Raw genomic sequence first — 21,971 nt, 5'->3', positions numbered from 1 at the left:
CTGCGGGAAGGTGGCCCGTGACATGATCGGCGACGCGATGTCTGAGCCCACTTTCGCCACCGTGGTCAGCCGGTGGTACGAGGAGAACGCCCGCGACCTGCCCTGGCGCGTGCCCGACGTGGGCGCGTGGGCGATCCTGGTCAGCGAGGTCATGCTCCAGCAGACGCCCGTGGTGCGGGTACTGCCCGCCTGGGAGGCGTGGCTGGCCCGGTGGCCGACGCCCGCCACGCTGGCCGCCGACACGCCCGCCGAGGCGATCCGGATGTGGGGGCGGCTCGGCTACCCCCGTCGGGCAATGCGACTGCGCGACTGCGCGGTGGCGATCGTCCAGCGGCACGGCGGCGAGGTGCCCGACCGGCTGGACCAGTTGCTGGCGCTGCCGGGGGTGGGCACGTACACGGCCCGGGCGGTGGCAGCGTTCGCCTACGGACAACGGCACCCGGTGGTGGACACCAACGTGCGCCGGGTGGTCTGCCGGGCGATCGCCGGGGAACCGGACGCCGGACCGGCCACCCGCCCCGCCGACCTGGTCGCCACCGAGGAACTGCTGCCGGCGGAGCCGGCCGCCGCCGCACTGGCCAGCGCCGCGTTCATGGAGCTGGGGGCGGTGGTGTGCACCGCCCGCTCGCCCCGCTGCACGATGTGCCCGGTGGAGTCCGTCTGCGCCTGGCGGGCGTCCGGCCGGACCGCGCCGGCCGGACCGACCCGCCGACCCCAGCGGTACGCCGGAACCGACCGGCAGGTCCGCGGACTGCTGTTGGCGGTGCTGCGGGAGGCCACCGGCCCGGTGCCGCACCAACGGCTGGACCAGGTCTGGACCGACGACGTACAGCGCTCCCGCGCCCTGGCCGGGCTGGTCACCGACGGCCTCGTTGAGCCGGTGGGCGAGGCGTTGTTCCGCCTGGCCGGCGACGGCCCCACGGCCCCGGCGCTGCCCATCTGACCCTGATCACACGTCCCTCACCCCACGGCGGCACGGCACCGGGGCGGCACGAAGAAGGCGACGGCCCCGGTGGCTTCCGCCGACCGGGGCCGTCGCCCGCTACCGATGTGTCGTCTACTCGTCCGCGCCAGCGGCGGCGGTGCCGCCGAGGTCGGCGGGAACAGCGTCCGGGACTGCGTCGGGTCGGTCGGCGCCTCGGAAGACGAGCTTGGACTTGTCGATGTCGTTCGGGTCGCCCTCGCAGTCCACCACGACGATCTGACCGGAGGTCAGCTCGTTGAACAGGATCCGCTCGGAGAGGTTGTCCTCGATGTCGCGCTGGATCGTGCGACGCAGGGGACGTGCCCCGAGGACCGGGTCGAAGCCCTTCGCGGCCAGGTACTTCTTGGCGTTGTCGGTCAACTCCAGACCCATGTCCTTGTTCCGCAGCTGCCCCTCGATCCGGGCGATCATGATGTCCACGATCGAGAGGATCTCCGTCTGGCGCAGCTGGTGGAAGACGATCGTGTCGTCGATCCGGTTGAGGAACTCAGGCCGGAAGTGCTGCTTGAGCTCGTCGTTGACCTTCTGCTTCATCCGGTCGTAGGTGGACTCGGAGTCCTCCGACGCCTGGAAGCCCATCGACACCGCCTTGGCCACGTCCCGGGTGCCCAGGTTCGTGGTCAGGATGATCACCGTGTTCTTGAAGTCGACGATCCGACCCTGACCATCGGTCAGCCGCCCGTCCTCCAGGATCTGGAGCAGGGTGTTGAACACGTCCGGGTGGGCCTTCTCGATCTCGTCGAAGAGCACCACCGAGAACGGCCGACGACGCACCTTCTCCGTCAGCTGCCCACCCTCGTCGTAGCCGACGTAACCGGGAGGGGCACCCACGAGGCGGGACACCGTGTAGCGGTCGTGGAACTCCGACATGTCCAGCTGGATCAGCGAGTCCTCGGAGCCGAACAGGAACTCGGCGAGGGCCTTGGAGAGCTCGGTCTTACCCACGCCGGACGGGCCGGCGAAGATGAACGACCCCGACGGGCGCTTCGGGTCCTTCAGGCCGGCCCGGGTGCGCCGGATCGCCTTCGAGACCGCCTTGACCGCGTCCTCCTGGCCGATGACCCGCTTGTGCAGCTCGTCTTCCATGCGCAGCAGCCGGGAGGTCTCCTCCTCGGTCAGCTTGTAGACCGGAATGCCGGTCCAGTTGCCCAGGACCTCGGCGATCTGCTCGTCGTCGACCTCGGACACCACGTCCAGGTCGCCGGCCTTCCACTCCTTCTCCCGCTGCGCCTTCTGGCCCAGCAGCTGCTTCTCCTTGTCCCGCAGCTGCGCGGCACGCTCGAAGTCCTGCGCGTCGATCGCGGACTCCTTGTCGCGGCGCACCTGCGCGATCCGCTCGTCGAAGTCCCGCAGGTCCGGCGGCGCGGTCATCCGGCGGATCCGCATCCGGGCGCCGGCCTCGTCGATCAGGTCGATCGCCTTGTCTGGCAGGAAGCGGTCGGAGATGTAACGGTCGGCCAGGGTCGCGGCGGCCACCAGCGCGGCGTCGGTGATGCTCACGCGGTGGTGCGCCTCGTACCGGTCCCGCAGGCCCTTCAATATCTCGATGGTGTGCGCCAGGGACGGCTCACCCACCTGGATCGGCTGGAACCGCCGCTCCAGGGCGGCGTCCTTCTCCAGGTGCTTGCGGTACTCGTCCAGGGTCGTCGCGCCGATGGTCTGCAGCTCGCCGCGGGCCAGCATCGGCTTGAGGATGGACGCCGCGTCGATCGCACCCTCGGCCGCGCCGGCACCGACGAGGGTGTGGATCTCGTCGATGAACAGGATGATGTCGCCGCGGGTGCGGATCTCCTTGAGGACCTTCTTCAACCGCTCCTCGAAGTCACCGCGGTAGCGGGAACCCGCCACCAGCGCACCGAGGTCGAGGGTGTAGAGCTGCTTGTCCTTCAGCGTCTCGGGAACCTCACCCTTGATGATCTTCTGGGCCAGGCCCTCCACCACGGCGGTTTTACCCACGCCGGGTTCACCGATCAGCACCGGGTTGTTCTTGGTGCGGCGGGACAGCACCTGCATGACCCGCTCGATCTCCTTCTCGCGCCCGATGACCGGGTCGAGCTTGCCCTCCCGGGCAGCCTGGGTCAGGTTGCGGCCGAACTGGTCCAGCACCAGGCTGGTCGACGGCGCGGCCTCACCCGGGGCGGCCCCGGCAGCGGCCGGCTCCTTGCCCTGATAGCCGGAGAGGAGCTGGATGACCTGCTGGCGGACCCGGTTGAGGTCCGCGCCGAGCTTCACCAGGACCTGGGCGGCGACGCCCTCGCCCTCGCGGATCAGGCCGAGCAGGATGTGCTCGGTGCCGATGTAGTTGTGGCCGAGCTGCAGCGCCTCGCGCAGCGACAGCTCCAGCACCTTCTTGGCCCGCGGCGTGAACGGGATGTGCCCGCTCGGCGCCTGCTGGCCCTGGCCGATGATCTCCTCGACCTGCTGACGCACACCCTCCAGCGAAATACCCAAGCTCTCCAGGGCCTTCGCCGCGACGCCCTCACCCTCATGGATCAGGCCCAGCAGGATGTGCTCCGTGCCGATGTAGTTGTGGTTGAGCATCCGGGCCTCTTCTTGGGCCAGGACGACAACCCGTCGCGCTCGGTCGGTGAACCGCTCGAACATGCCCTCGTGCTCCTCACATGCCGTGCGCCTTGATGGTCAGATCGCGGCGGGGCCGGTGCGCGGACGTCCGGGATGGGCGTCCGTGCCTCCTTACTCTATCGCCGCGGACCGACTCCGCTGAGGGCGTGTGTCCTCGACGGGAGCGCGGTACGCGTCGTTTTTACCAACCGTCCGCGCTCAGGCGGTGTTCCAGCACCTTCGCCTGTACGCGGAGAGCGAAATTCGGGCATCGGCAGAACCCGGCTCGGGCGGCTCCTGAGGCCCCTTCCGGGGCCCTCCGGGCGTCCCGGCCGCGCGACGGATGGCCGCCCACAGGCTGTGGACGGATTCTCCACCGGCTGTGGACAACGCCGGCACCCGTCCGGCTCTTCCCGGTCCCGCCCAGGGCACCCACCCGGTCCCCCGAACCCCACGAACCCAGGGGACCACCCGCGCGAACACCGGACACGGCGACGCCGGGCCGGAGACATGCTCCGGCCCGGCGTCGGTGTCGCCCGTATCCCCCGGTGTCGGGTCGTCCGTCCCCCGGCCCGCTCCACGCCCCGCCGGCGGCCGGACGGGTGGGTCATCGGGGACGATCGGGGCGGTCAGCGCTTGGCGTGGAACTCGTCGACGATCTCCTGCGGGATGCGCCCCCGGTCGGAGATGTCCTTGCCCGCCTTCTTGGCCCACTCCCGGATCGCCTTGTTCTGCTCACGGTCGGCGGTGGCGCCACCCCGACCACGCGCGGCCCGGCCGCCGACCACAACGCCGCCCCGACCAACCTTGGTGCCCGCATCGACGTACCGCGCGAAGACCTCACGCAATTTCGCAGCGTTCGCCTTCGAGAGGTCGATCTCGTACTGAACCCCGTCGAGCGCGAACTTGACAGTCTCGTCAGCGTCCCCGCCGTCCAGGTCATCGACCAGCTTGTGAATGATCTGCTTGGCCACGTCCCACATTCCTTTCGAGCAGGGTTTTCCTGCAAACTGACAGCACAATAACCCGCCCGACGCTTGTCACGTCAATAGGATGCGGTATCCGGGTCCCGCCGGGGGTGGGAGTTCTACTCGGGTCGGACCAACGGGAAGAGGATGGTTTCCCGAATTCCCAGGCCGGTGAGCGCCATCAGGAGCCGGTCGATTCCCATTCCCATCCCCCCGGCCGGCGGCATTCCGTACTCCATGGCCCGGAGAAAATCCTCGTCCAGCCGCATCGCCTCGTCGTCGCCCCGGGCGGCGAGCTGCGCCTGGGCCACCAGCCGTTCCCGCTGTACGACCGGGTCGACCAGCTCCGAGTACGCCGTGCCCAGCTCGAACCCGAGGACGTAGAGGTCCCACTTCTCGGCCAGACCCGGCTCGCTGCGATGCGCCCGGGTCAGCGGGCTGGTCTCCTCCGGGTAGTCCCGGATGAAGGTGGGCGCGTCCAGCCCCGGCACGACGAGTTCCTCGAAAAGTTCCTCGGCCAACTTACCCGGCCCCCACTTCGGGTCGACTGCCAGGCCGACCTTGTCGGCGTACTCGACCAGGCGGGCCGGCTCGGTGCGGACCGTGACCTCTTCGCCGAGCGCCTCGGAAAGCACCCCGAAGAGCGTGACCGAGCGCCACTCGCCGCCCAGATCGAACTCCCGACCATCCGCATGCGTCACCACGGTCGACCCGCCGACCGCGATCGCCGCCTGCTGGACCAGATTTCGGGTGAGCGCGGCCATGGTGTCGTAGTCGCCGTACGCCTCGTACGCCTCGAGCATCGCGAACTCCGGCGAGTGCGAAGAGTCGACACCCTCATTACGGAAGTTGCGGTTGATCTCGAAGACCCGGTCGATGCCGCCGACCACGGCGCGCTTGAGAAACAGTTCCGGCGCGATTCGCAGATACAGATCAGTACTCAACGCATTGCTGTGGGTCACGAATGGCCGGGCCGCCGCCCCGCCGTGCAGCAACTGGAGCATCGGGGTCTCGACCTCGAGGAAGGCCTGCTGGTGCAGCGAATCGCGCAGGCTTCGCACGGCTGCGGCCCGAGTACGCACCATCTGCCGGGCCGCCGGCCGGACGACCAGGTCGACATAGCGCTGGCGGACCCGGGCCTCCTCGCTGAGCGGCTTGTGCGCCACCGGCAACGGGCGCAGCGCCTTGGCGGTGACCGCCCACTGCTCGGCCAGCACCGACAGCTCGCCCCGGCGGCTGGTGATCACCTCACCGGTGACCCCGACGTGGTCGCCCAGGTCGACCAGGCGCTTCCAGTCCTCCAGCCGGTCGGCGCCGACCCGGTCCAGGGAGAGCATCGCCTGCAACTCGGTGCCGTCGCCGTCGCGCAGGGTGGCGAAGCACAGCTTCCCGGTGTTCCGGCCGAAGATCACCCGACCGGTGATCGAGACCCGGTCGCCGGTGGCGGTGTCGGTGGGCAGCTCGGCGTACTTCTCGCGGATCTCCGCCAGTGTGTTGGTGCGGGGATATCCCACCGGGTACGGCTCGACGCCCTCGGCGAGCATCCGGTCCCGCTTCTCCCGGCGGACCTTCATCTGCTCGGGAAGGTCGTCGGCGGGGTCGGCTGGCACGGCGTTCTGCTCGGTCACGGCACGCTTCCTCAGGAGGGAGATTTCGGCGGGGTCAGGCCCGAGCGTACTCAAGCGCCCAGGCGGCCGTTACGGGATAACCTGCCCGCCACGACCGACCCCACCCCGGGCCCTCGTTCGGCGCCGCCGCGCCGAGGCCACCGGCCACCTCGGGGTGGGCGTGACCGGAGGCGCCGCCAAGGCGGCCCTCCGGCTCAGATGTTGCGCTCGTAGACCATTCGCAGCCCGATCAGGGTGATCATCGGCTCGTGGTGGGTGATGGTCCGGCACTCGCCGATCACCACCGAGGCCAGCCCGCCGGTGGCGATCACCGCCTTCACCTCACCCAACTCCTCGACCATCCGCTCGACGATCCGGTCGACCTGGCCGGCGAACCCGAAGTACAGGCCGGACTGGAGGCACTCGACGGTGTTCTTGCCGATCACCGACCGGGGCTTGGTGGCCTCCACCTTGCGCAGCTGCGCCGCGCGGGCCGCGAGGGCGTCGAAGGAAATCTCGATGCCCGGGGCGAACGCGCCACCGAGGAACTCCCCCCGGCCGCTGATCACGTCGAAGTTGGTGGTGGTGCCGAAGTCCACCACGATCGACGGCCCACCGAAGAGGGTGTATGCGGCGAGGGTGTTGACCACCCGGTCGGAGCCGACCTCCTTCGGGTTGTCGATCGCGAGCTGCACGCCGGTGCGCACCCCCGGCTCGACGACCACGCTCGGCAGATCGGCGTAGTACCGGGCCAGCATGTTGCGCAGCGAGCGGAGCGCGGCCGGCACCGTCGAACAGGCGGCCACCCCGGTGATCTCCACGGCGTCAGCGGCCAGCAACCCACGGAACATCAGCCCGAGCTCGTCCGCCGTCGAGCGGGCGTCGGTCTTGATCCGCCAGGAGTGCACCAGCTTGTCGCCGTCGAAGGTCGCCAGCACGGTGTTGGTGTTTCCGATGTCGATGCAGAGCAGCACGCACGCAGCCTAGACGCCGGGCGGCGACCCGCTCATCCCGTCCGCAGGTCCAGCGCGACGTCCAGGATCGGCGAGGAGTGGGTCAGCGCCCCCACCGACAGGTAGTCCACCCCGGATGCGGCGTACTCGGCCGCCACGTCGAGGGTCAGCCCACCGGTCGCCTCCAGCTCCGCCCGGTTCCCCACCGCGGCCACCACCTCGGTCAGCGTCGCCGGGGTCATGTTGTCCAGCAACAGGAAGTCCGCGCCGGCCTCGACCGCCTCCAGCGCCTCGGCGAGGGTGTCCACCTCCACCTGCACCGGCACGTCCGGGAAGGTCTCCCGGACCCGACGGTAGGCCGCCGCGACGCCCCCGGCCGCGAACTTGTGGTTGTCCTTGATCATGGCGACGTCGTGCAGTCCCATCCGCTTGTTCGTGCCGCCGCCGGTGCGTACCGCGTACTTCTCCAGCGCCCGCAGGCCCGGGGTGGTCTTGCGGGTGTCCAGCACCATCGCCCTGCTGCCGGCCAGGGCATCCGCCCAGGCCCGGGTGTGGGTGGCCACACCGGACAGTCGGCAGAGCAGGTTGAGCGCGGTCCGCTCGGCCGTGAGCAGCAGCCGGGTGGGACCGGCCACCGTGGCCAGCACATCGCCGCGGGCCACCTGCTGGCCGTCGCGGGCCACCAACGTCACCTCGACGGTACGACCACCGCCCGGCACCGCGCCGCCCGGCGCGGCCTCGGAGCCGGGCGTGAAGCCGGTCACCTCGCCGACCAGCTCGAACGCGGCCGCCGCGACGGCCAGCCCGGCCACCACCCCGTCGGCGCGGGCGACCAGGTCGGCGGTGTCGGTCTGGGTGGCCGGGATGGTGGCCACGCTGGTGACGTCCAGGAACTCCGGGCCGAGATCCTCGGCGAACGCGGTGATGATCACCCGCCGCACCTCGGCCGGGTCGAGCCCGCCGTCCCGCAACGCCCGCTGCGTGGTCTCTCTCACCGTGACTCCTCAGTTCGCGACTGCCTGGCTCGCCGGACCGGCTTACTCCTCGCGTTCACGCTCTTGCCTCCCACTGAGACGTCAACCGGCCCTGCACCCCGATCGCGCCGACGAGGTGGCCCAGCCACCGCTCGTCGGCCGTCGGGAAGTCCTCCCGCCAGTGGCAACCCCGGGTCTCCTGGCGGGTGTACGCGGCGGCGACCAGGGTCGACGCCACGGTGATCAGGTTCGTCGCCTCCCAGTCGGCGGTGCGCGGGGTGCCACGGGCCGCGCCCAGCTCGCCGAGGGTCGCGGCCGTGCCGGCGAGTGTCTCCGCCGAGCGGAGCACCCCCGCGCCCCGGGTCATCGCCCGTTGCAGGGCCGGCGTCCCGTCGGCGGGCACCACCCAGCCGCCCCCGCCGATCCACGCCCCGGTCGGCGCCGGCTGGACCTGCTCCGGCAGGCCGGCGGCGATGTCCTCGGCGATCCGGCGGGAGAAGACCAACCCCTCCAGCAGCGAATTGCTGGCCAGCCGGTTCGCGCCGTGCACGCCGGTGCAGGCCACCTCGCCGCAGGCGTACAGGCCGGGAATGGAGGTGCGGCCGCGCAGGTCGGTGCGGACCCCGCCGGAGGCGTAGTGGGCGGCCGGTGCGACCGGGATCAGGTCGGTGGCCGGGTCCACCCCGATGGCCAGGCAGGACGCGACGATGGTGGGGAAACGCCCGGCGAGGAAGTTCCCGCCGAGGTGCCGGGCATCGAGGTACACGTGGTCGGCCCCGGCGGCCAACAGCACCCGGTGGATGCCCTTGGCCACCACGTCCCGGGGGGCCAGCTCGGCCAGCTCGTGCTGGCCGATCATGAACCGCTTCCCGTCGCCGTCGACGAGGTGGGCGCCCTCGCCGCGCAGCGCCTCGGAGACCAGCGGCTGCTGGGCCCGGCCGGCATCGGACGCCCCGGCCCCGGCCGGGGTGATCAGGGCCGTCGGGTGGAACTGGACGAACTCCACGTCGGTGACCGCCGCGCCGGCCCGCAGTGCGAGCGCCACCCCGTCGCCGGTGGAGACCGCCGGGTTGGTGGTGGCCGAGAAGATCTGCCCCATCCCGCCGGTGGCGAGCACCACCGCGCGGGCCAGGATGGCCCCGACGCCGTCCTCGCTGCCCTCGCCGAGGACGTGCAGGGTGAGCCCGCACGCCGGGCCGAGCCCGCCCGGCCCGTCGCCGGGGGCGCGCAGCAGGTCCAGCACCAGGGCGTGCTCGAAGAGCCGGATCCACGGGTCGCGGCGGACCGCCGCGTGCAGCGCCCGCTGCACCTCCGCGCCGGTGGCGTCCCCGCCGGCGTGCACAATCCGGTCCGCCCGGTGGCCGCCCTCGCGGGTGAGCATGAGCGAGCCGTCCGGGTTGCGGTCGAACTCCGCCCCGATGCGCATCAGTTCCCGCAGCCGGATCGGCCCCTCCTCCACCAGCACCCGGACGGCCGCCGGGTCGCACAACCCGACGCCGGCGACCTCGGTGTCCGAGGCGTGTGCCGCCGAGGTGTCCGTCGGGTCGAGCACGGCGGCGATGCCGCCCTGGGCCCAGCGGGTCGAGCCGTCGTCGATGTTGACCTTGGTGACCACGGTGACATGCAGGCCGGCCTCGCGCAGGTGCAGTGCGGCGGTCAGCCCCGCCACCCCGGAGCCGACCACGATCACGTCGGTGGTCTCCACCCAGCCGGGCGCGGGCGCGCCCAGCAGCGACGGCAGGGCGGGCAGGGCGGCTGTCGGTACGTCCATGGGCACAGTCAACCCGAACGATCCTCACCCCGGGCGGCGGGGGCAGGACGAGCGGTTTCGGCCACCGTGTCCGGTGCCGCTACCTCGTGCGGATCGGCAGCCCGGCCGGGCCGGCACCCTTCAGGGAGGCGGTCACTTTTCGGTCGCTGAGCCACAGGTAGCAGCGGACGCCCCGGTCGCCGACCCGCCAGCGCCCCGCGCCGGGCGGGCGAATCACCACGCCGCTGCGGTAGAGCAGGCTGGCGTCGTCCGGCACCCCGACGTAGCGGGCGAGCGCCGAGCGGCAGCCGACGAAGAAGGGGGCCCAGTCGGCGTCCCGGATCGGATACGGCCGGTCCGGTGCCTTCCACACCCCGACGAACTCGGCGTCGTGCCGGACGGCGCAGGCCACCGGCGTCAGCACCTGCGCCCCCCGGGTCGTGGCGGCCCGGGTGCGCTGGCAGCCCAACCGCAGCGCCGACGGCCCCTTCAACGCATCCCGCAGGCTGCCCGTGCGGGTGACCGGCACGGCGCCCGCCTCGGCGGTGCTCACCTCGGTCAGGTCGCAGCGGTACCAGCGGGCCCCGGACGCCCAGCCGAGCTTCGACGGCAGCGCCACGGCCAGCCGGAGCCGGCCGGCCCGCCAGTCGTCCCCCACGTACCCGGTGGCCTTCGCGTCGCAGTCGGCGAACGCGCCGCGCAGCTCCGCCGAGGCGCTGGCGGGCGGGGCAGGCCGATCGGCCGGGAACGGGCCCACGTACACGGTCTCCAGCCGGTGCCCGACGGTGCAGTCCACCGGGGCGTACGCCGCCAGGGTCACCACCTCGGCAAAGTCGGCGACCTGGCACACCCCGGCCGCCGGGGTGAACGGGCGGGCGGGGGCGAGGGCCGCCCAGTCGTCGGTGAGGTCGCCGTCGAGCCCCGCGGAGCCCCCACAACCGACCAGCATGACCGCCGCGACCAGGGCGGCGCAGACGGTCGTCATCGCACGGCGCATCGGGCCTCCCCAACCACCAGCTCACGACGGCGACCCAAGAGTAACCAGAGACGGCCATCGGTGACAGACCGCGCACGACCCGATGTTCCGGGCTGCCCGGCCGACCGAGGTCAGCCGACGACGGCAAGCGGGCTGGGAACCGGGGCGCCGGCCGTGCCCGGTGCCGCCGCAGCCGGATCGGCACCCAGCTCGACCACCCGGTTGTCGGCGTCGACGTGCACCACCCGAGGCCGGTACGCCCGCGCCTCGGCGTCGTCGAACTGCCCGTACGAGATCAGGATGACCAGGTCGCCGGGGTGCACCAGGTGCGCGGCGGCGCCGTTGATGCCGATCACGCCGCTGCCCCGCTCGCCGGGAATCACGTACGTCTCCAGCCGGGCCCCGTTCGTGACGTCCACGATCGCCACCTGCTCACCCGGGAGCAGGTCGGCCGCGTCGAGCAGGTCCTGGTCCACCGTGACCGAGCCAACGTAGTGCAGGTCGGCCTGGGTCACCGTGGCCCGGTGGATCTTCGACTTGAGCATGGTGCGGAACATCGGGGTGCCTTTCGCGGGGCGGGGAGGGCCGGGTCAGGAATGAGGGGCGAGGCGGATCGCCACGTTGTCGATGAGCCGGGTGGCGCCGACCCCGGCCGCGACCAGCAGCCGGGCCGGGCCGACGACCGGGCCGGGCTCCAGGTCCGGATCGGTCAGCACCAGGTAGTCGAGCTGGGCGCCCGGCGTGCCGGCGCCGAAGGCGCGGTTGGCCTCCGCCAGCACCGCGCCGGCGTCCGCGCCCCGGTCGGCGGCCTCCGCGCCGGCCCGCAGCGCGGCGGAGAGAGTCAGCGCCGCCGCCCGTTCCTGCGCCGAGAGGTAGCGGTTGCGGGAGGACAGGGCCAGCCCGTCCGGTTCCCGGACGGTCGGCACGCCGACCACCTCGACGGGCACGTCGAAGTCCCGGGCCATCCGCCGGACCAGGGTGAGCTGCTGGTAATCCTTCTCGCCGAAGAATGCCAGGTCGGGGCGGGTGAGTTGGAACAGCTTGAGCACCACGGTGAGCACGCCGTGGAAGAAGCCCGGCCGGCTCAGCCCCTCCAGGTCATCGCCGAGCAGGCCCGGGTTCACCCGGACCCGGGGCTCACCCTCCGGGTACATCTCCTTGCGGCTCGGCGCGAACACCACGTCCGAGCCGGCCCGCCGGCAGACCTCCAGGTCCGCCTCCAGCGTGCGCGGGTACCGGTCGAAGTCCTCGTTCGGGCCGAACTGGAGCGGATTCACGAAGATCGTCACCAGCACGTGGTCGGCCCGTTCCCGGGCGGCCCGCAACAGCGTCTCGTGCCCGGAGTGCAGCGCCCCCATGGTCATGACCACGCCGACCGTGCCGGTCAGGGCGGCGCGCGCCCTCCCCAACTCGTCGCGGGTCCGCACCACCGCCGTCCCAACGCCGCCTCGGTTCGCGACCGCGGATCTCGCAAGATCGCCATTTCTCACGCTGCCACCTCCCGATGCATCCCACTGAGCACGTCGAGCAGCGACTCGGCGTCCGCCGGCCGCAGCCGGCCCGCCGCAATGGCCCGGTCCGCCGTCCGCCGGGCCAGGGCCAGATACGGGACCACCGACTCGGGCGCGGTCGCGGCCAACCGCTCCAGGTGTCGGCGTACGGTGCCGGCGTCGCCCCGGGACACCGGCCCGGTCAGCGCGTCGTCGCCGAGGCGCAGGGCGTTCTCCAGCGCCGCCCGCAACAGCGGGGCGAGCACCTTCTCCGGCTGGGCCACCCCGGCGTCGCGCAGCCGGTCGGCCGCCTCGTTGACGAGGGTGACCAGGTGGTTCGCGCCGTGCGCCAGCGCCGCGTGATACAGCGAGCGGTCGGCCTCGCCCACCCACTCGGGCACCCCGCCGAGGTCGGTGACCAGCCGGGCGGCGAACGGGCGCAGCTCGGCCGGTGCGGTCACCCCGTACGAGATGCCGGCGAGCCGGCCGAGGTCGTCCGGCGTACCGGTGAAGGTCATCGCCGGGTGCAGGGCCAGCGGACGGGCCCCGACGGCGGCGGCCGGGGCGAGAACGCCCAGCCCGTGCGCGCCGGAGGTGTGCGCGACCAATTGGCCGGGGCGCAGCGCGCCCGTCTCGGCCAGACCCGCCACCACCCCGGCGAGCGCGTCGTCGGGCACGGCGATCAACAGCAGGTCGGTGGCGGCGTGGGCCACGGAGGTGGCGCAGTGGTTGCGGGCCTCGGGAAGCAGCAGGGCGATCCGGGCCGTGCTGGCCCCGGAGACGCCGGAGGCGGCGACCACCCGGTGGCCGGCGTCGGCGAGCGCGGCCCCCAGCACGGCGCCAACCCGGCCGGCGCCGATGACGCCGACGGTGAGCACGCGGGGGAAGACGAGCGGGGCGCCGGCAGGGGCGCCGCCCGGTGCGGCGGCCCCGGAGGGTGCGGCCGGACGCGGGCGCGGCGGTGCGCTCATGGCAACGATCCAGTCCTCTGAAAGGGGGTACCGGTCGATGGCAAGTATGCGCCGCGGTCACGGAGCCGCACCAAGAAGGTGTGAAAACCTTCACCACCGGGGCCGACCGACGCGCGACCGGCCAGGAGCAGGGGGTACGGCCGCCAACGCCGGGATCGCGATTCGTCCCACGCCCACCCACCGTAGGGTCGGCCCGGTGACGGACCCTGAAACGCGGGATGCGCTGATGCCCCTCCGGTGGCGGGACGCGATGAGCCGGGCGCTGTACGGGCCCGGAGGCTTCTTCGTGTCCGCGCCGGGGCCGGCCGACCACTTCCGGACCAGCGTGCACGCCGCACCGGCGTTCGCATCGGCGCTGTCGCGTCTCGTCCGCCGCCTCGACTCCGCCCTCGGGTTCCCCGCCCGCTTCGACGTGGTGGATGTCGGCGCCGGGCGCGGAGAACTGCTACTCGCCCTGGCAGGGCTCGCCCACGACCCGCTCGCCCACCGGCTGCGGCTCACCGCCGTCGAACTCGCCCCCCGGCCCGCCGGCCTCCCGGCGGAGATCGGCTGGGCCGACGCGGTCCCGGCGGGGGTCACCGGGCTGCTGCTCGCCACCGAGTGGCTGGACAACGTGCCCCTCGACGTGGCCGTACGGGACGGGGACGGGTGGCGGTACCTGCTGGTCGACCCGGCGACCGGCGAGGAGACCGTCGGCGACCCGGTGGACGGAGCCGACGCCGACTGGCTCGCCGCCTGGTGGCCGACCCCCGACGTGGCCACCACGAGCCGGCCCGCGGCGACCACGGGACGGGCGGAGATCGGCCGGACCAGGGACGACGCCTGGGCCGGTGCGGTGCGCCACGTCGACCGAGGGCTGGCGCTGGCCGTCGACTACGGACACATCGCCCACGACCGGCCCGGCGACGGCACGCTGACCGGGTACCGGCGCGGGCGTCAGGTGCCACCCGTACCCGACGGGTCCTGCGACGTGACCGCGCACGTGGCCCTGGACTCGGCCGGCACGGCCGGTGCGGCGGCGGCCGGGACGGCGTACACGCTGGTGGGTCAGCGGGAGGCGCTGCGGGCGCTCGGGGCCGATGGCGGGCGACCGGCGCTGAGCCTGGCCGCCACCGACCCGGCCGGGTACGTGCGGGCGCTCGCCGCCGCATCGGCGGTGACCGAACTGACCGACCCGGCCGGGCTCGGCGGGCACCGGTGGCTGCTCCAGCCGGTCGGCGTCGACGTCGGCGTCGATCCGCTCATGGCACGATGACGGTCATGACCAACCAGACCGGTGACCTGCGCGCGCTGACCGTCGGCACCGGGGCCGGTGGGGAGCAACTCGGCACCGATATGGTGCTCAACATCGGCCCGCAGCACCCCTCCACGCACGGCGTGCTGCGGCTGAAGCTGGTCCTCGACGGCGAGCGGGTGATCTCCGCCGAACCGATCGTCGGATACATGCACCGGGGCGCCGAGAAGCTCTTCGAGGTGCGCGACTACCGGCAGATCATCGTGCTGGCCAACCGGCACGACTGGCTGTCGGCCTTCTCCAACGAGCTGGGCGTGGTGCTCGCCGTCGAACGGCTGATGGGCATGGAGGTGCCCGAGCGGGCCACCTGGCTGCGGATGGCCCTGGCCGAGCTGAACCGGGTGCTCAACCACCTGATGTTCCTCGGCTCGTACCCGCTGGAGATCGGCGCGATCACCCCGATGTTCTACGCGTTCCGCGAGCGGGAGACCATCCAGACGGTGATGGAGGAGGTCTCCGGCGGCCGGATCCACTACATGTTCAACCGGGTCGGCGGGCTGAAGGAGGAGGTGCCTGCGGGCTGGACCGGGCGGGCCCGGGCCGCGATCGGCGAGGTGCGCCGCCGGATGCCGGACCTCGACAATCTCATCCGGCGCAACGACATCTTCCTGGCCCGCACGGTCGGCGTCGGGGTGCTCACCGCGGCGGACGCCGCCGCGTTCGGCGCCTCCGGTCCGGTCGCCCGCGCCGCCGGGCTGGACCTGGACCTGCGCCGCGACGAGCCCTACCTGGCGTACGACCAGCTCGACGTGCCGGTCGTCACCAAGACCGCCGGGGACTGCCACGCGCGCTTCGAGGTGCTGCTCGACCAGGTGTACGCCTCGCTCGACCTCGCCGAGCAGTGCCTGGACCGGGTGGACCGGCTCACCGGGCCAGTGAACACCCGGCTGCCGAAGGTGGTGAAGGCTCCCGAGGGGCACACCTACGCGTGGACCGAGAACCCGCTCGGCATCAACGGCTACTACCTGGTGTCGAGGGGCGAGAAGACCCCGTGGCGGCTCAAACTGCGCACCGCCTCGTACGCGAACGTGCAGGCGCTGGCCACGCTCCTGCCCGGCTGCCTGGTACCGGACCTGATCGCCATCCTGGGCTCGATGTTCTTCGTGGTGGGCGACATCGACAAGTAGCCCGCGGGTACCGACCTTTCGGGGGTCAGCGCCAGCGGCCCGGCGCGCCGCCGGCGCGGGGCGGGTCGTCCCGGGGCGGGTGGGCGTACCGACCCTCGTCGGCGCGCTGGTGCCGGCTGGGCCGGTCCGGCTCGGGCACCGACGCGCGCCCCGGCCCGGCCGGCCGGGCCTCGCGCTGGGCCTGTGGTCGCCACTGGGACGGGACCGGCGCCCCGCCCGGGGGGAGCTCCGGCGGGTGCGGTTCGGGCCATGCCTCACCGTCCCACCCCGGGCCACCACGCACCGACGCCCAGCGGTCCTCGAAGCGGTAACCGCTGCCGGCGGCGTCCACGCGCGCCGTGGCCCGCCGCTCGCCGATCTGGACCTCGCGGCCGTGGTCGTCGTCGCGTACCTCGGCCCAGCGGTCGCCGGCCCGCAGCTCCGACCGCTGATCGGAACCGGTCGGCGCCGGCTCGGGCGGGTAGGCCCGGACAGGACCGGCGCCGGCCGGCCAACCCGCCTCGGCGGGCGCGTCCCACGAGCGCCCCTCGGAACGCCGAGGTCCGCCTTCACCGGTGCGGCCGGACCCGTCGGCCTGACTCACCCGGCCGGGCAGGCCGGCCGGGTGTGCTCGACGGTGTTCGTCGGCCGGGTCTCCCCGGCGGGGCTGGTCGGCCCAGCCCCGCCCGTCGCGGTGACCCGTCCAGCCCGCGTCGTCGTGACTGCCCGCGTCGTCGTGACTGCCCGTCCGGATCGCGCCGTCGGGTTGTTCGGGGCGGGCGGGCGGGGGTGGATCGGTGTAGCCGGGCCAGCGGCCCTCCGGTGCGGGGACCGCCGCGCTGGCCCACGGTCGCTCCTGCGGCGCTGGCGGCCAGCGGCCGGCGGGACTTCCGCCGTACGGCCCTGCCCCCGGGTCCGGTCCGTCGACCACAGTGTGCCGGGTGGTGACGTGCACCGTCTCGGTGTGCCGGACCGTGCCGACTGGGCGCGAGGCGGGATCGGGGCCGAACGGCCGGGGTGACCGGGTGTCGGACTGGTCCGGCCGGGACCGGCGGACGGACGGATCGTCGCCCTCGTGGGCGGGCCGGGATCGACGGACGGGCGGCTCGTGGCCGCCCTGCTGGGATGCACCGGGCACCCGGGCCCGGCCGGGCGGCACATCGTCGGCGTCCCGGGGTCGATCCGCGTCGTCGTGCACCTCGACGACCGGGACCCGCGCGCGGCCCGCGCTGGCCCGATCCCCGGCGGGCGGTTCGGGGTCGGCGGCGATCCCGGCCGCGGCGGCGTCGAGCCGGCGGCGCAGCGCCGAGGCCTGGTCCTGAACCCGCTGGGACGCGTCGAACGCCTGGTTGCCGCGCTGCGCGGCGATAACGACCTCGCCGCGTAGCTCCTCGACCTCGCCGCGTAGCTCCTCGACCTCGTCGCGCAGTTGCTCTATCTCGGCCTGGCTCGCGCCGCCGTCGCGCAGCGCGATCGAGAGGCCGATCAGCACCACCGCCACGATCGCGAGCACGGCGGCGAAGCGCAGCGGCCCGTTTCCGTCAGCGACCAACAGGATCAACGCCGCGACCGGGGCGAGTGCCACACCGATCCAGAAGAGCACGGGCAGTAGGCGGGAATCACGCCTGTCGGTGACAACAACCGGAGCGGGCATGGATGTGCAGCCTACCGAGAGTTCCAGCCGCTGGGAACGGGGCAGGCTCCCTGACGAACACCGGTCGCCGGCGGCGCGGGGCCGCCGGCGAGCCGGTGCTGGGTCAGCTGGTGGCGAGGGCCCCGTCGGAGGAGAGGACCAGACCGACGCTGGCGTTCCCCGTCTTCAGCGCGTTCTTGGTCTGCGGGCCGGCCGCGTCCAGCGAGCTGAACGACCCGGCCTTGAAGTCGTAGACCTTGACCAGACCGGCCTGGCACAGCGGACGCTGCGGGCACTCCGGCGGGCCGGCCAGCACCGTGGCGCTGCCGGAGCACTTGGCGGCCAACTCGGAGAGGGTGTTGACCCCGTACTTGTCGGCGAAGGCCTTGGTGACGGCGAACGCGTTCTGGTCCTGCGCGGCGGACGGCGCGCCGAAGGCGATGCCGGCCTTCTCGCCGCTGGCCTTGAGGGCGGCCACGGTCTTCTCCAACTCGGGCGAGGAGACCGGCGCGGCGCCCTTGCCGTTGGCCTTGGTGTTGAAGAACTCGGCCAGCGTCGCCGCGTACTCCGGAACGACCTGGATCTCGCCCTTCTCCAGGGCCGGCTCGTAGAGCTCCCGGTTGCCGATCTGCTGCACCTTGACCTGGTAACCAGCAGCGGTGAGCGTGATCCGGTACAGCTCGGCAACGGTCTGGCTCTCGCTGAAGTTGCCGGCGCCCACCACGATCGCGCCGCCCGGCCCCTTCTCCAGCCCCTGGGTGAGGTTGTTCGCCGCCGCGAACTCCTCCGCGGCGACCTTCGAGGTCTTGCGGTCGACGTCGACGGCCTTGTTCAGGCCGATCAGCTTCGGGGTGTCCAGCGCCGCGGAGACCTTGTCCAGCGCCGCCACCAGCTGCGGCCCGGCCACCTTCGCGTTGATCGCCGGGAGGATGTTGTCGCTGTTCTGGAGCTTCTTGTCGTCGGTCAGGACGACCAACTGGTCACCAGCCACCGGGGCGCAACCGGCCCCCGACGCGCCCTGCTCGGGCGCCTCGGTCCCGGAGGACCCGGCGTTACCGCAGCCGGTAAGGAGACCGGCCGCCGTGAGGACGCCGATCGCGCCGATCGCCAGGCGTGTATGTGCGCGCATCAAGCCCGCCTTCCGTGTCCCGGCGCGACCCGTCCGGGCCGGCCGCGTGTCCGACGGGCGAACCTTCTTGTCGCCGCCCGCGATTTCCCACCCAACATCCTGCCGCCCGACACCGACAACCCGAGGCCGACTTCGTCACCGGATCGTCACACAGACCCACGGCGGTGGGCGGGCCGCCCTCAGCTGCCGGCGACAGCGTCCGCGGCGCGGCGGTTGGCCCGCCGCCGGGCCGGCCGCAGCGGACGCGGGGTGACCACCCGCTCGACCAACGCCAGCACCAGCTCCACCAACATCGCCAGGCCGGCCACCAGCAGGCCCCCCGCGATGATCTGCCCACCCCCGGCGGCGATGTCCAGGCCGAACCCGGCCCGAATGATCTGGCCGAGGCCGCCGCCGTTGACGAACGACGCCAGCGCGGCCGTCGCCACCACCTGCACCGCCGCGGTCCGGAAGCCGGCCGCCAGGTACGGCACCGCCAGCGGCAGCTCCACCCGGCGCAACACCTGCCCGCCGGAGAGCCCCATGCCGCGCGCCGCGTCCCGGGCCTCCGGATCGACCTGCCGCACCCCGGTGTACGCGTTGGCCAGCAGCGGCGGCACCGCGAAGACGGCCAGCGCGACCACCACCGACGGTCGGCCGAAGCCGAGGAAGGTCAGCGGCAGGATGGTCAGCAGGGCCAGGGTCGGCACGGCGAGGGTGACGTTGGAGACGAGCACGACCAGCCCACCGCCCCGGCCGGTGTGCCCGAGCCAGAGCCCGACCGGCCAGGCCACCAGGCAGCCCAGCAGCACGGCCGCCATCGAGATGCTCAGGTGCTCGCCGAGCCGGTCCAGGACGCCGCCCGGGTTGGTCCAGTTCAGCGGGTCGTTGAGCCAGAGCACCGCCTGGCCGACCGGGTTGCTCACCGGGCTCCCCTCCCCTGGTCGTTCGCCGGGCCCGCCCCACGGATGCTCGCCGGGCCCGCCCCGCCACTGCTCGCCGGGCCGGTGCGGTGGCCGCTCATCGCGCCCCGCGCAGCCAGGGCGTGACCGCCCGGCCGATCCCGGCGAGGATCAGATCCAGCACCAGGGCCAGCAGGACGCAGAGCAGCGTGCCGGTCATGATCTCGGCCTTGTAGAAGTTGTTCTGGAAGCCGGCGAAGATGAGCTGCCCCAGGCCACCTCGGCCGACCACCACCCCGACGGTCACCAGCGCCACGGTCGACACGGTGGCCAGCCGCAGGCCGGTGAGGATGCCGGGCAGGGCCAGCGGCAGCTCGATCCTCAGCAGCCGGCCCCACCGGCCGTATCCCATGCCCTCGGCGGCCTCACGGACCTCGGGCGGCACCTGACCCAACCCGGCGAGGGCATTGCGGACGATGACCAGCAGCGCGTACAGCACCACCACGCTGAGCACGGTCACCGCCCCGATCCCCAGGTACGGCGCGAGGAAGGCGAACAGCGCCAGGGACGGGATCGTGTAGAGCACGCCGGTAAATGCGAGAATCGGGCCGGCGAGCGAGCGGAACCGGTGGGCCGCCAGGGCAAGCGGCAGGGCCACCAGCGCCGCGATCAGCACCGCCCGCGCGGTCAGCGAGGTGTGGTCCCGCAGCGCGGCGAGGATCGTGTCAGAGTTGTCCCGCACGTACTGCCAGGAGAACCACGGGTTACCCGGGTCGGCCCGGTAGCTCAGGCGGAAGGACATGCGTGGACGTTACCCCGGGACCCACCGGCGACGCCGGCCGCAGCGCCGCGTCGATCGCCCTTGACGGCATCCGCAAACGCTACCCGGACGGCACCGACGCGGTCCGCGAGTTGAGCCTGGAGGTGCGGGCCGGCGAACTGGTGGTGCTGATCGGCCCGTCCGGCTGTGGCAAGTCGACGGTGCTTCGGATGGTCAACCGGCTGATCGAGCCGACCGGCGGCCGGATCCTGCTCGGCGACGAGGACGTGACCCGGGTCGACCCGGTCGAGCTGCGCCGCCGGATCGGTTACGTGATCCAGAACGTCGGCCTCTTCCCACACCAGACGGTCCTCGCCAACGTCGGCACCGTCCCCCGGCTGCTCGGCTGGGCCCGGGGCCGGGTCCGCCGCCGCTCCGAGGAGCTGTTGGAGCTGGTCGGGCTGGATCCGGCGCAGTTCGGCCGGCGCTACCCGCACGAGCTGTCGGGCGGCCAGCGGCAGCGGGTCGGGGTGGCCCGAGCGCTGGCCGCCGACCCGGTGGTGCTGCTGATGGACGAGCCGTTCTCAGCCGTCGACCCGATCGTGCGGACCCGGTTGCAGGAGGAGTTCCTCCGGCTCCAGGCCGAGGTGCGCAAGACCATCGTGCTGGTCACCCACGACCTGGACGAGGCGGTCCGGCTCGGCGACCGGATCGCGGTGCTCTCCGAGGGCGGCCGGCTGGAGCAGTACGACACCCCGGCGGTACTGCTCGGCGCGCCCGCCTCCCCCTTCGTCCGGGAGTTCGTCGGCGCGGACCGGGGCATCCGGGCGCTCGCCGTAACCCCGGTCACCCGGGAGGCGCTGGACCCGGCCCCGACCGACGCCGGCGGGCTGCCCGAGGTGGCGCTGGGCTCGTCGGCGTACGACGCGCTGGCCGTGATGCTCACCGCCGGGGTGGACCGGGCGCTGGTGACCGCCGACGGGCGGCCGGCCGGGGTGCTCACTCGGGAACGCGCCCTGGGTACGGTGCGGTAACCGCGTCGGGTGGCCGGGTCAGGCTCGGCCGCCCAGGCTGGCGGTGCCGATGATCCAGCCGGAGAGGAAGCCGTAGCTGGCGCCGGTGCCGGCGGCCTGGAACACGGCGAGCAGCGACGGGTCCGGCCCGAGGAGCGTGCTGAACAGCGCAGCCAGGCCGGCGGCCAGCACGTACGCACCCCAGCCGGAGAAGAACTGGCTGACCGACCCCTGCACCCGGGCCACCTGCGAGGCGGGCAACACGTACAGCAGGGCCGCCGCGAGGATCACCAGCAGAATGGCCCGCAGGTCGGTGGCGAGCACCCCCTGCCCCGAGTCGTCGGAGCTGAACCGCCAGGCCGGCCAGGCGAGCAGCCGCAGGAACCAGCCGCCGGCCCCGTTCGGGTCGGTGTTGTCCTCCGCCCACCCGACATACAACGGGCTGCCGCAGACCCCGACGAGCACCAGCACCGCGAGGGTGCCGGTGCCGGCCGCAGTCCCGTAACCGCTGACCGGACCGGAACGGTTGGTGAGAGCCATGGCGCGACCAGTTCCCGGCGCGGCCCGGCGGGCAAACCTGCGGGCCACTGAGAAGGGCCCGACTAGCGCTTCATCAGGTAGTCGATGAACTTGGCGCGCAGCAGCGGCTCCGACTCCTCGTAGCCGTGCCCGGTGAGCTCCCGCCACAGCGCGGCCGCCTCGTCGATGGTCGGGCCGACCGAGTTCGGCGCACCGTCCAACGCGGCGGCCTCGTCGGCGTTCGGCAGGTGGCGCAGCACCGACCAGAAGAACCCGACGTCGCGGCGCTCCCGGGCCAGCGCGAACGCCCGCTCCCGCAGTTCCTCGGTGGAGAGCGCGTCCAACTCCTTGAACGTGTGCCCGTCGGTACCGGTGGAAGGTGTCTCGGTCATGTCGCCGA

At 73.0% G+C, this 21,971-nt stretch carries 20 protein-coding genes; 4 read left to right on the top strand and 16 right to left on the bottom strand.

Annotated elements, in window-relative coordinates:
* Positions 1 to 37: 37 nt before the first annotated feature.
* Positions 38 to 943: an A/G-specific adenine glycosylase gene (locus SNR22_RS18240; RefSeq protein ID WP_320067802.1), complete on the top strand. Its 906-nt coding sequence runs from the start codon at positions 38 to 40 to the stop codon at positions 941 to 943.
* Positions 944 to 1,057: 114 nt separating this feature from the next.
* Here the strand turns inward: SNR22_RS18240 and SNR22_RS18235 are convergent, their stop codons facing one another.
* The 10 genes from SNR22_RS18235 to SNR22_RS18190 all read right to left on the bottom strand — a co-directional run bounded on the left by SNR22_RS18235 (position 1,058) and on the right by SNR22_RS18190 (position 13,236).
* Positions 1,058 to 3,589 (bottom strand): ATP-dependent Clp protease ATP-binding subunit, encoded by a 2,532-nt coding sequence (locus SNR22_RS18235; protein ID WP_320067801.1) that lies wholly within the window; start codon positions 3,587 to 3,589, stop codon positions 1,058 to 1,060.
* Between the two features lie 587 nt (positions 3,590 to 4,176).
* Complete coding sequence (locus tag SNR22_RS18230; RefSeq protein WP_320067800.1) at positions 4,177 to 4,521, bottom strand: Lsr2 family protein; 345 nt, start codon at positions 4,519 to 4,521, stop codon at positions 4,177 to 4,179.
* 113 nt (positions 4,522 to 4,634) lie between these two features.
* Complete coding sequence (lysS, locus tag SNR22_RS18225) at positions 4,635 to 6,143, bottom strand: lysine--tRNA ligase (RefSeq protein ID WP_320067799.1); 1,509 nt, start codon at positions 6,141 to 6,143, stop codon at positions 4,635 to 4,637.
* 194 nt (positions 6,144 to 6,337) lie between these two features.
* Entirely contained in the window at positions 6,338 to 7,096 is a 759-nt protein-coding gene (locus SNR22_RS18220; protein WP_320067798.1) for a type III pantothenate kinase, read from the bottom strand.
* Between the two features lie 32 nt (positions 7,097 to 7,128).
* Positions 7,129 to 8,070, bottom strand: coding sequence for a carboxylating nicotinate-nucleotide diphosphorylase (gene nadC / locus SNR22_RS18215; protein WP_320067797.1), 942 nt, complete (start codon positions 8,068 to 8,070; stop codon positions 7,129 to 7,131).
* Between the two features lie 55 nt (positions 8,071 to 8,125).
* Positions 8,126 to 9,820 (bottom strand): L-aspartate oxidase, encoded by a 1,695-nt coding sequence (locus tag SNR22_RS18210; RefSeq protein ID WP_320067796.1) that lies wholly within the window; start codon positions 9,818 to 9,820, stop codon positions 8,126 to 8,128.
* Between the two features lie 79 nt (positions 9,821 to 9,899).
* Positions 9,900 to 10,796: a septum formation family protein gene (locus SNR22_RS18205; protein WP_320067795.1), complete on the bottom strand. Its 897-nt coding sequence runs from the start codon at positions 10,794 to 10,796 to the stop codon at positions 9,900 to 9,902.
* Positions 10,797 to 10,906: 110 nt separating this feature from the next.
* Positions 10,907 to 11,332 carry an aspartate 1-decarboxylase gene (gene panD / locus SNR22_RS18200; protein WP_320067794.1) on the bottom strand — a complete coding sequence of 142 codons (426 nt, stop codon included), beginning with the start codon at positions 11,330 to 11,332 and terminating at the stop codon, positions 10,907 to 10,909.
* Between the two features lie 33 nt (positions 11,333 to 11,365).
* Positions 11,366 to 12,202 carry a pantoate--beta-alanine ligase gene (gene panC, locus SNR22_RS18195; protein WP_413775656.1) on the bottom strand — a complete coding sequence of 279 codons (837 nt, stop codon included), beginning with the start codon at positions 12,200 to 12,202 and terminating at the stop codon, positions 11,366 to 11,368.
* Between the two features lie 59 nt (positions 12,203 to 12,261).
* Positions 12,262 to 13,236, bottom strand: coding sequence for a Rossmann-like and DUF2520 domain-containing protein (locus SNR22_RS18190; RefSeq protein WP_320067792.1), 975 nt, complete (start codon positions 13,234 to 13,236; stop codon positions 12,262 to 12,264).
* Between the two features lie 226 nt (positions 13,237 to 13,462).
* Here SNR22_RS18190 and SNR22_RS18185 point away from each other — a divergent pair, with 226 nt between their 5' ends.
* Together SNR22_RS18185 and SNR22_RS18180 are read left to right on the top strand one after the other, a co-directional pair.
* Positions 13,463 to 14,491 carry an SAM-dependent methyltransferase gene (locus tag SNR22_RS18185; RefSeq protein ID WP_320067886.1) on the top strand — a complete coding sequence of 343 codons (1,029 nt, stop codon included), beginning with the start codon at positions 13,463 to 13,465 and terminating at the stop codon, positions 14,489 to 14,491.
* A gap of 5 nt (positions 14,492 to 14,496) precedes the next feature.
* Positions 14,497 to 15,657 (top strand): NADH-quinone oxidoreductase subunit D, encoded by a 1,161-nt coding sequence (locus SNR22_RS18180; RefSeq protein WP_320067791.1) that lies wholly within the window; start codon positions 14,497 to 14,499, stop codon positions 15,655 to 15,657.
* A 25-nt stretch (positions 15,658 to 15,682) separates the two neighbouring features.
* Here SNR22_RS18180 and SNR22_RS18175 read toward each other — a convergent pair whose 3' ends face one another.
* The 4 genes from SNR22_RS18175 to SNR22_RS18160 form a co-directional block, all read right to left on the bottom strand.
* Entirely contained in the window at positions 15,683 to 17,290 is a 1,608-nt protein-coding gene (locus SNR22_RS18175; RefSeq protein WP_320067790.1) for a hypothetical protein, read from the bottom strand.
* A 103-nt stretch (positions 17,291 to 17,393) separates the two neighbouring features.
* Positions 17,394 to 18,398: a glycine betaine ABC transporter substrate-binding protein gene (locus tag SNR22_RS18170; RefSeq protein ID WP_320067789.1), complete on the bottom strand. Its 1,005-nt coding sequence runs from the start codon at positions 18,396 to 18,398 to the stop codon at positions 17,394 to 17,396.
* 179 nt (positions 18,399 to 18,577) lie between these two features.
* Positions 18,578 to 19,303 (bottom strand): ABC transporter permease, encoded by a 726-nt coding sequence (locus SNR22_RS18165; RefSeq protein WP_320067788.1) that lies wholly within the window; start codon positions 19,301 to 19,303, stop codon positions 18,578 to 18,580.
* 94 nt (positions 19,304 to 19,397) lie between these two features.
* Entirely contained in the window at positions 19,398 to 20,081 is a 684-nt protein-coding gene (locus SNR22_RS18160) for an ABC transporter permease (RefSeq protein ID WP_320067787.1), read from the bottom strand.
* Positions 20,082 to 20,083: 2 nt separating this feature from the next.
* Between SNR22_RS18160 and SNR22_RS18155 the strand changes: the two genes are divergently transcribed.
* Entirely contained in the window at positions 20,084 to 21,073 is a 990-nt protein-coding gene (locus tag SNR22_RS18155; protein ID WP_320067786.1) for an ABC transporter ATP-binding protein, read from the top strand.
* Positions 21,074 to 21,091: 18 nt separating this feature from the next.
* Here SNR22_RS18155 and SNR22_RS18150 read toward each other — a convergent pair whose 3' ends face one another.
* Positions 21,092 to 21,592 carry a hypothetical protein gene (locus SNR22_RS18150; RefSeq protein ID WP_320067785.1) on the bottom strand — a complete coding sequence of 167 codons (501 nt, stop codon included), beginning with the start codon at positions 21,590 to 21,592 and terminating at the stop codon, positions 21,092 to 21,094.
* Positions 21,593 to 21,654: 62 nt separating this feature from the next.
* Positions 21,655 to 21,963, bottom strand: coding sequence for a hypothetical protein (locus SNR22_RS18145; protein WP_320067784.1), 309 nt, complete (start codon positions 21,961 to 21,963; stop codon positions 21,655 to 21,657).
* Positions 21,964 to 21,971 lie beyond the last annotated feature (8 nt).

The sequence above is a fragment of the Micromonospora sp. RTGN7 genome (assembly GCF_033804645.1).
GTDB lineage: Bacteria > Actinomycetota > Actinomycetes > Mycobacteriales > Micromonosporaceae > Micromonospora.
The sequence above is the reverse complement of the archived record's forward strand: the minus strand, read 5'-3'. Positions and strand labels throughout refer to the sequence as shown.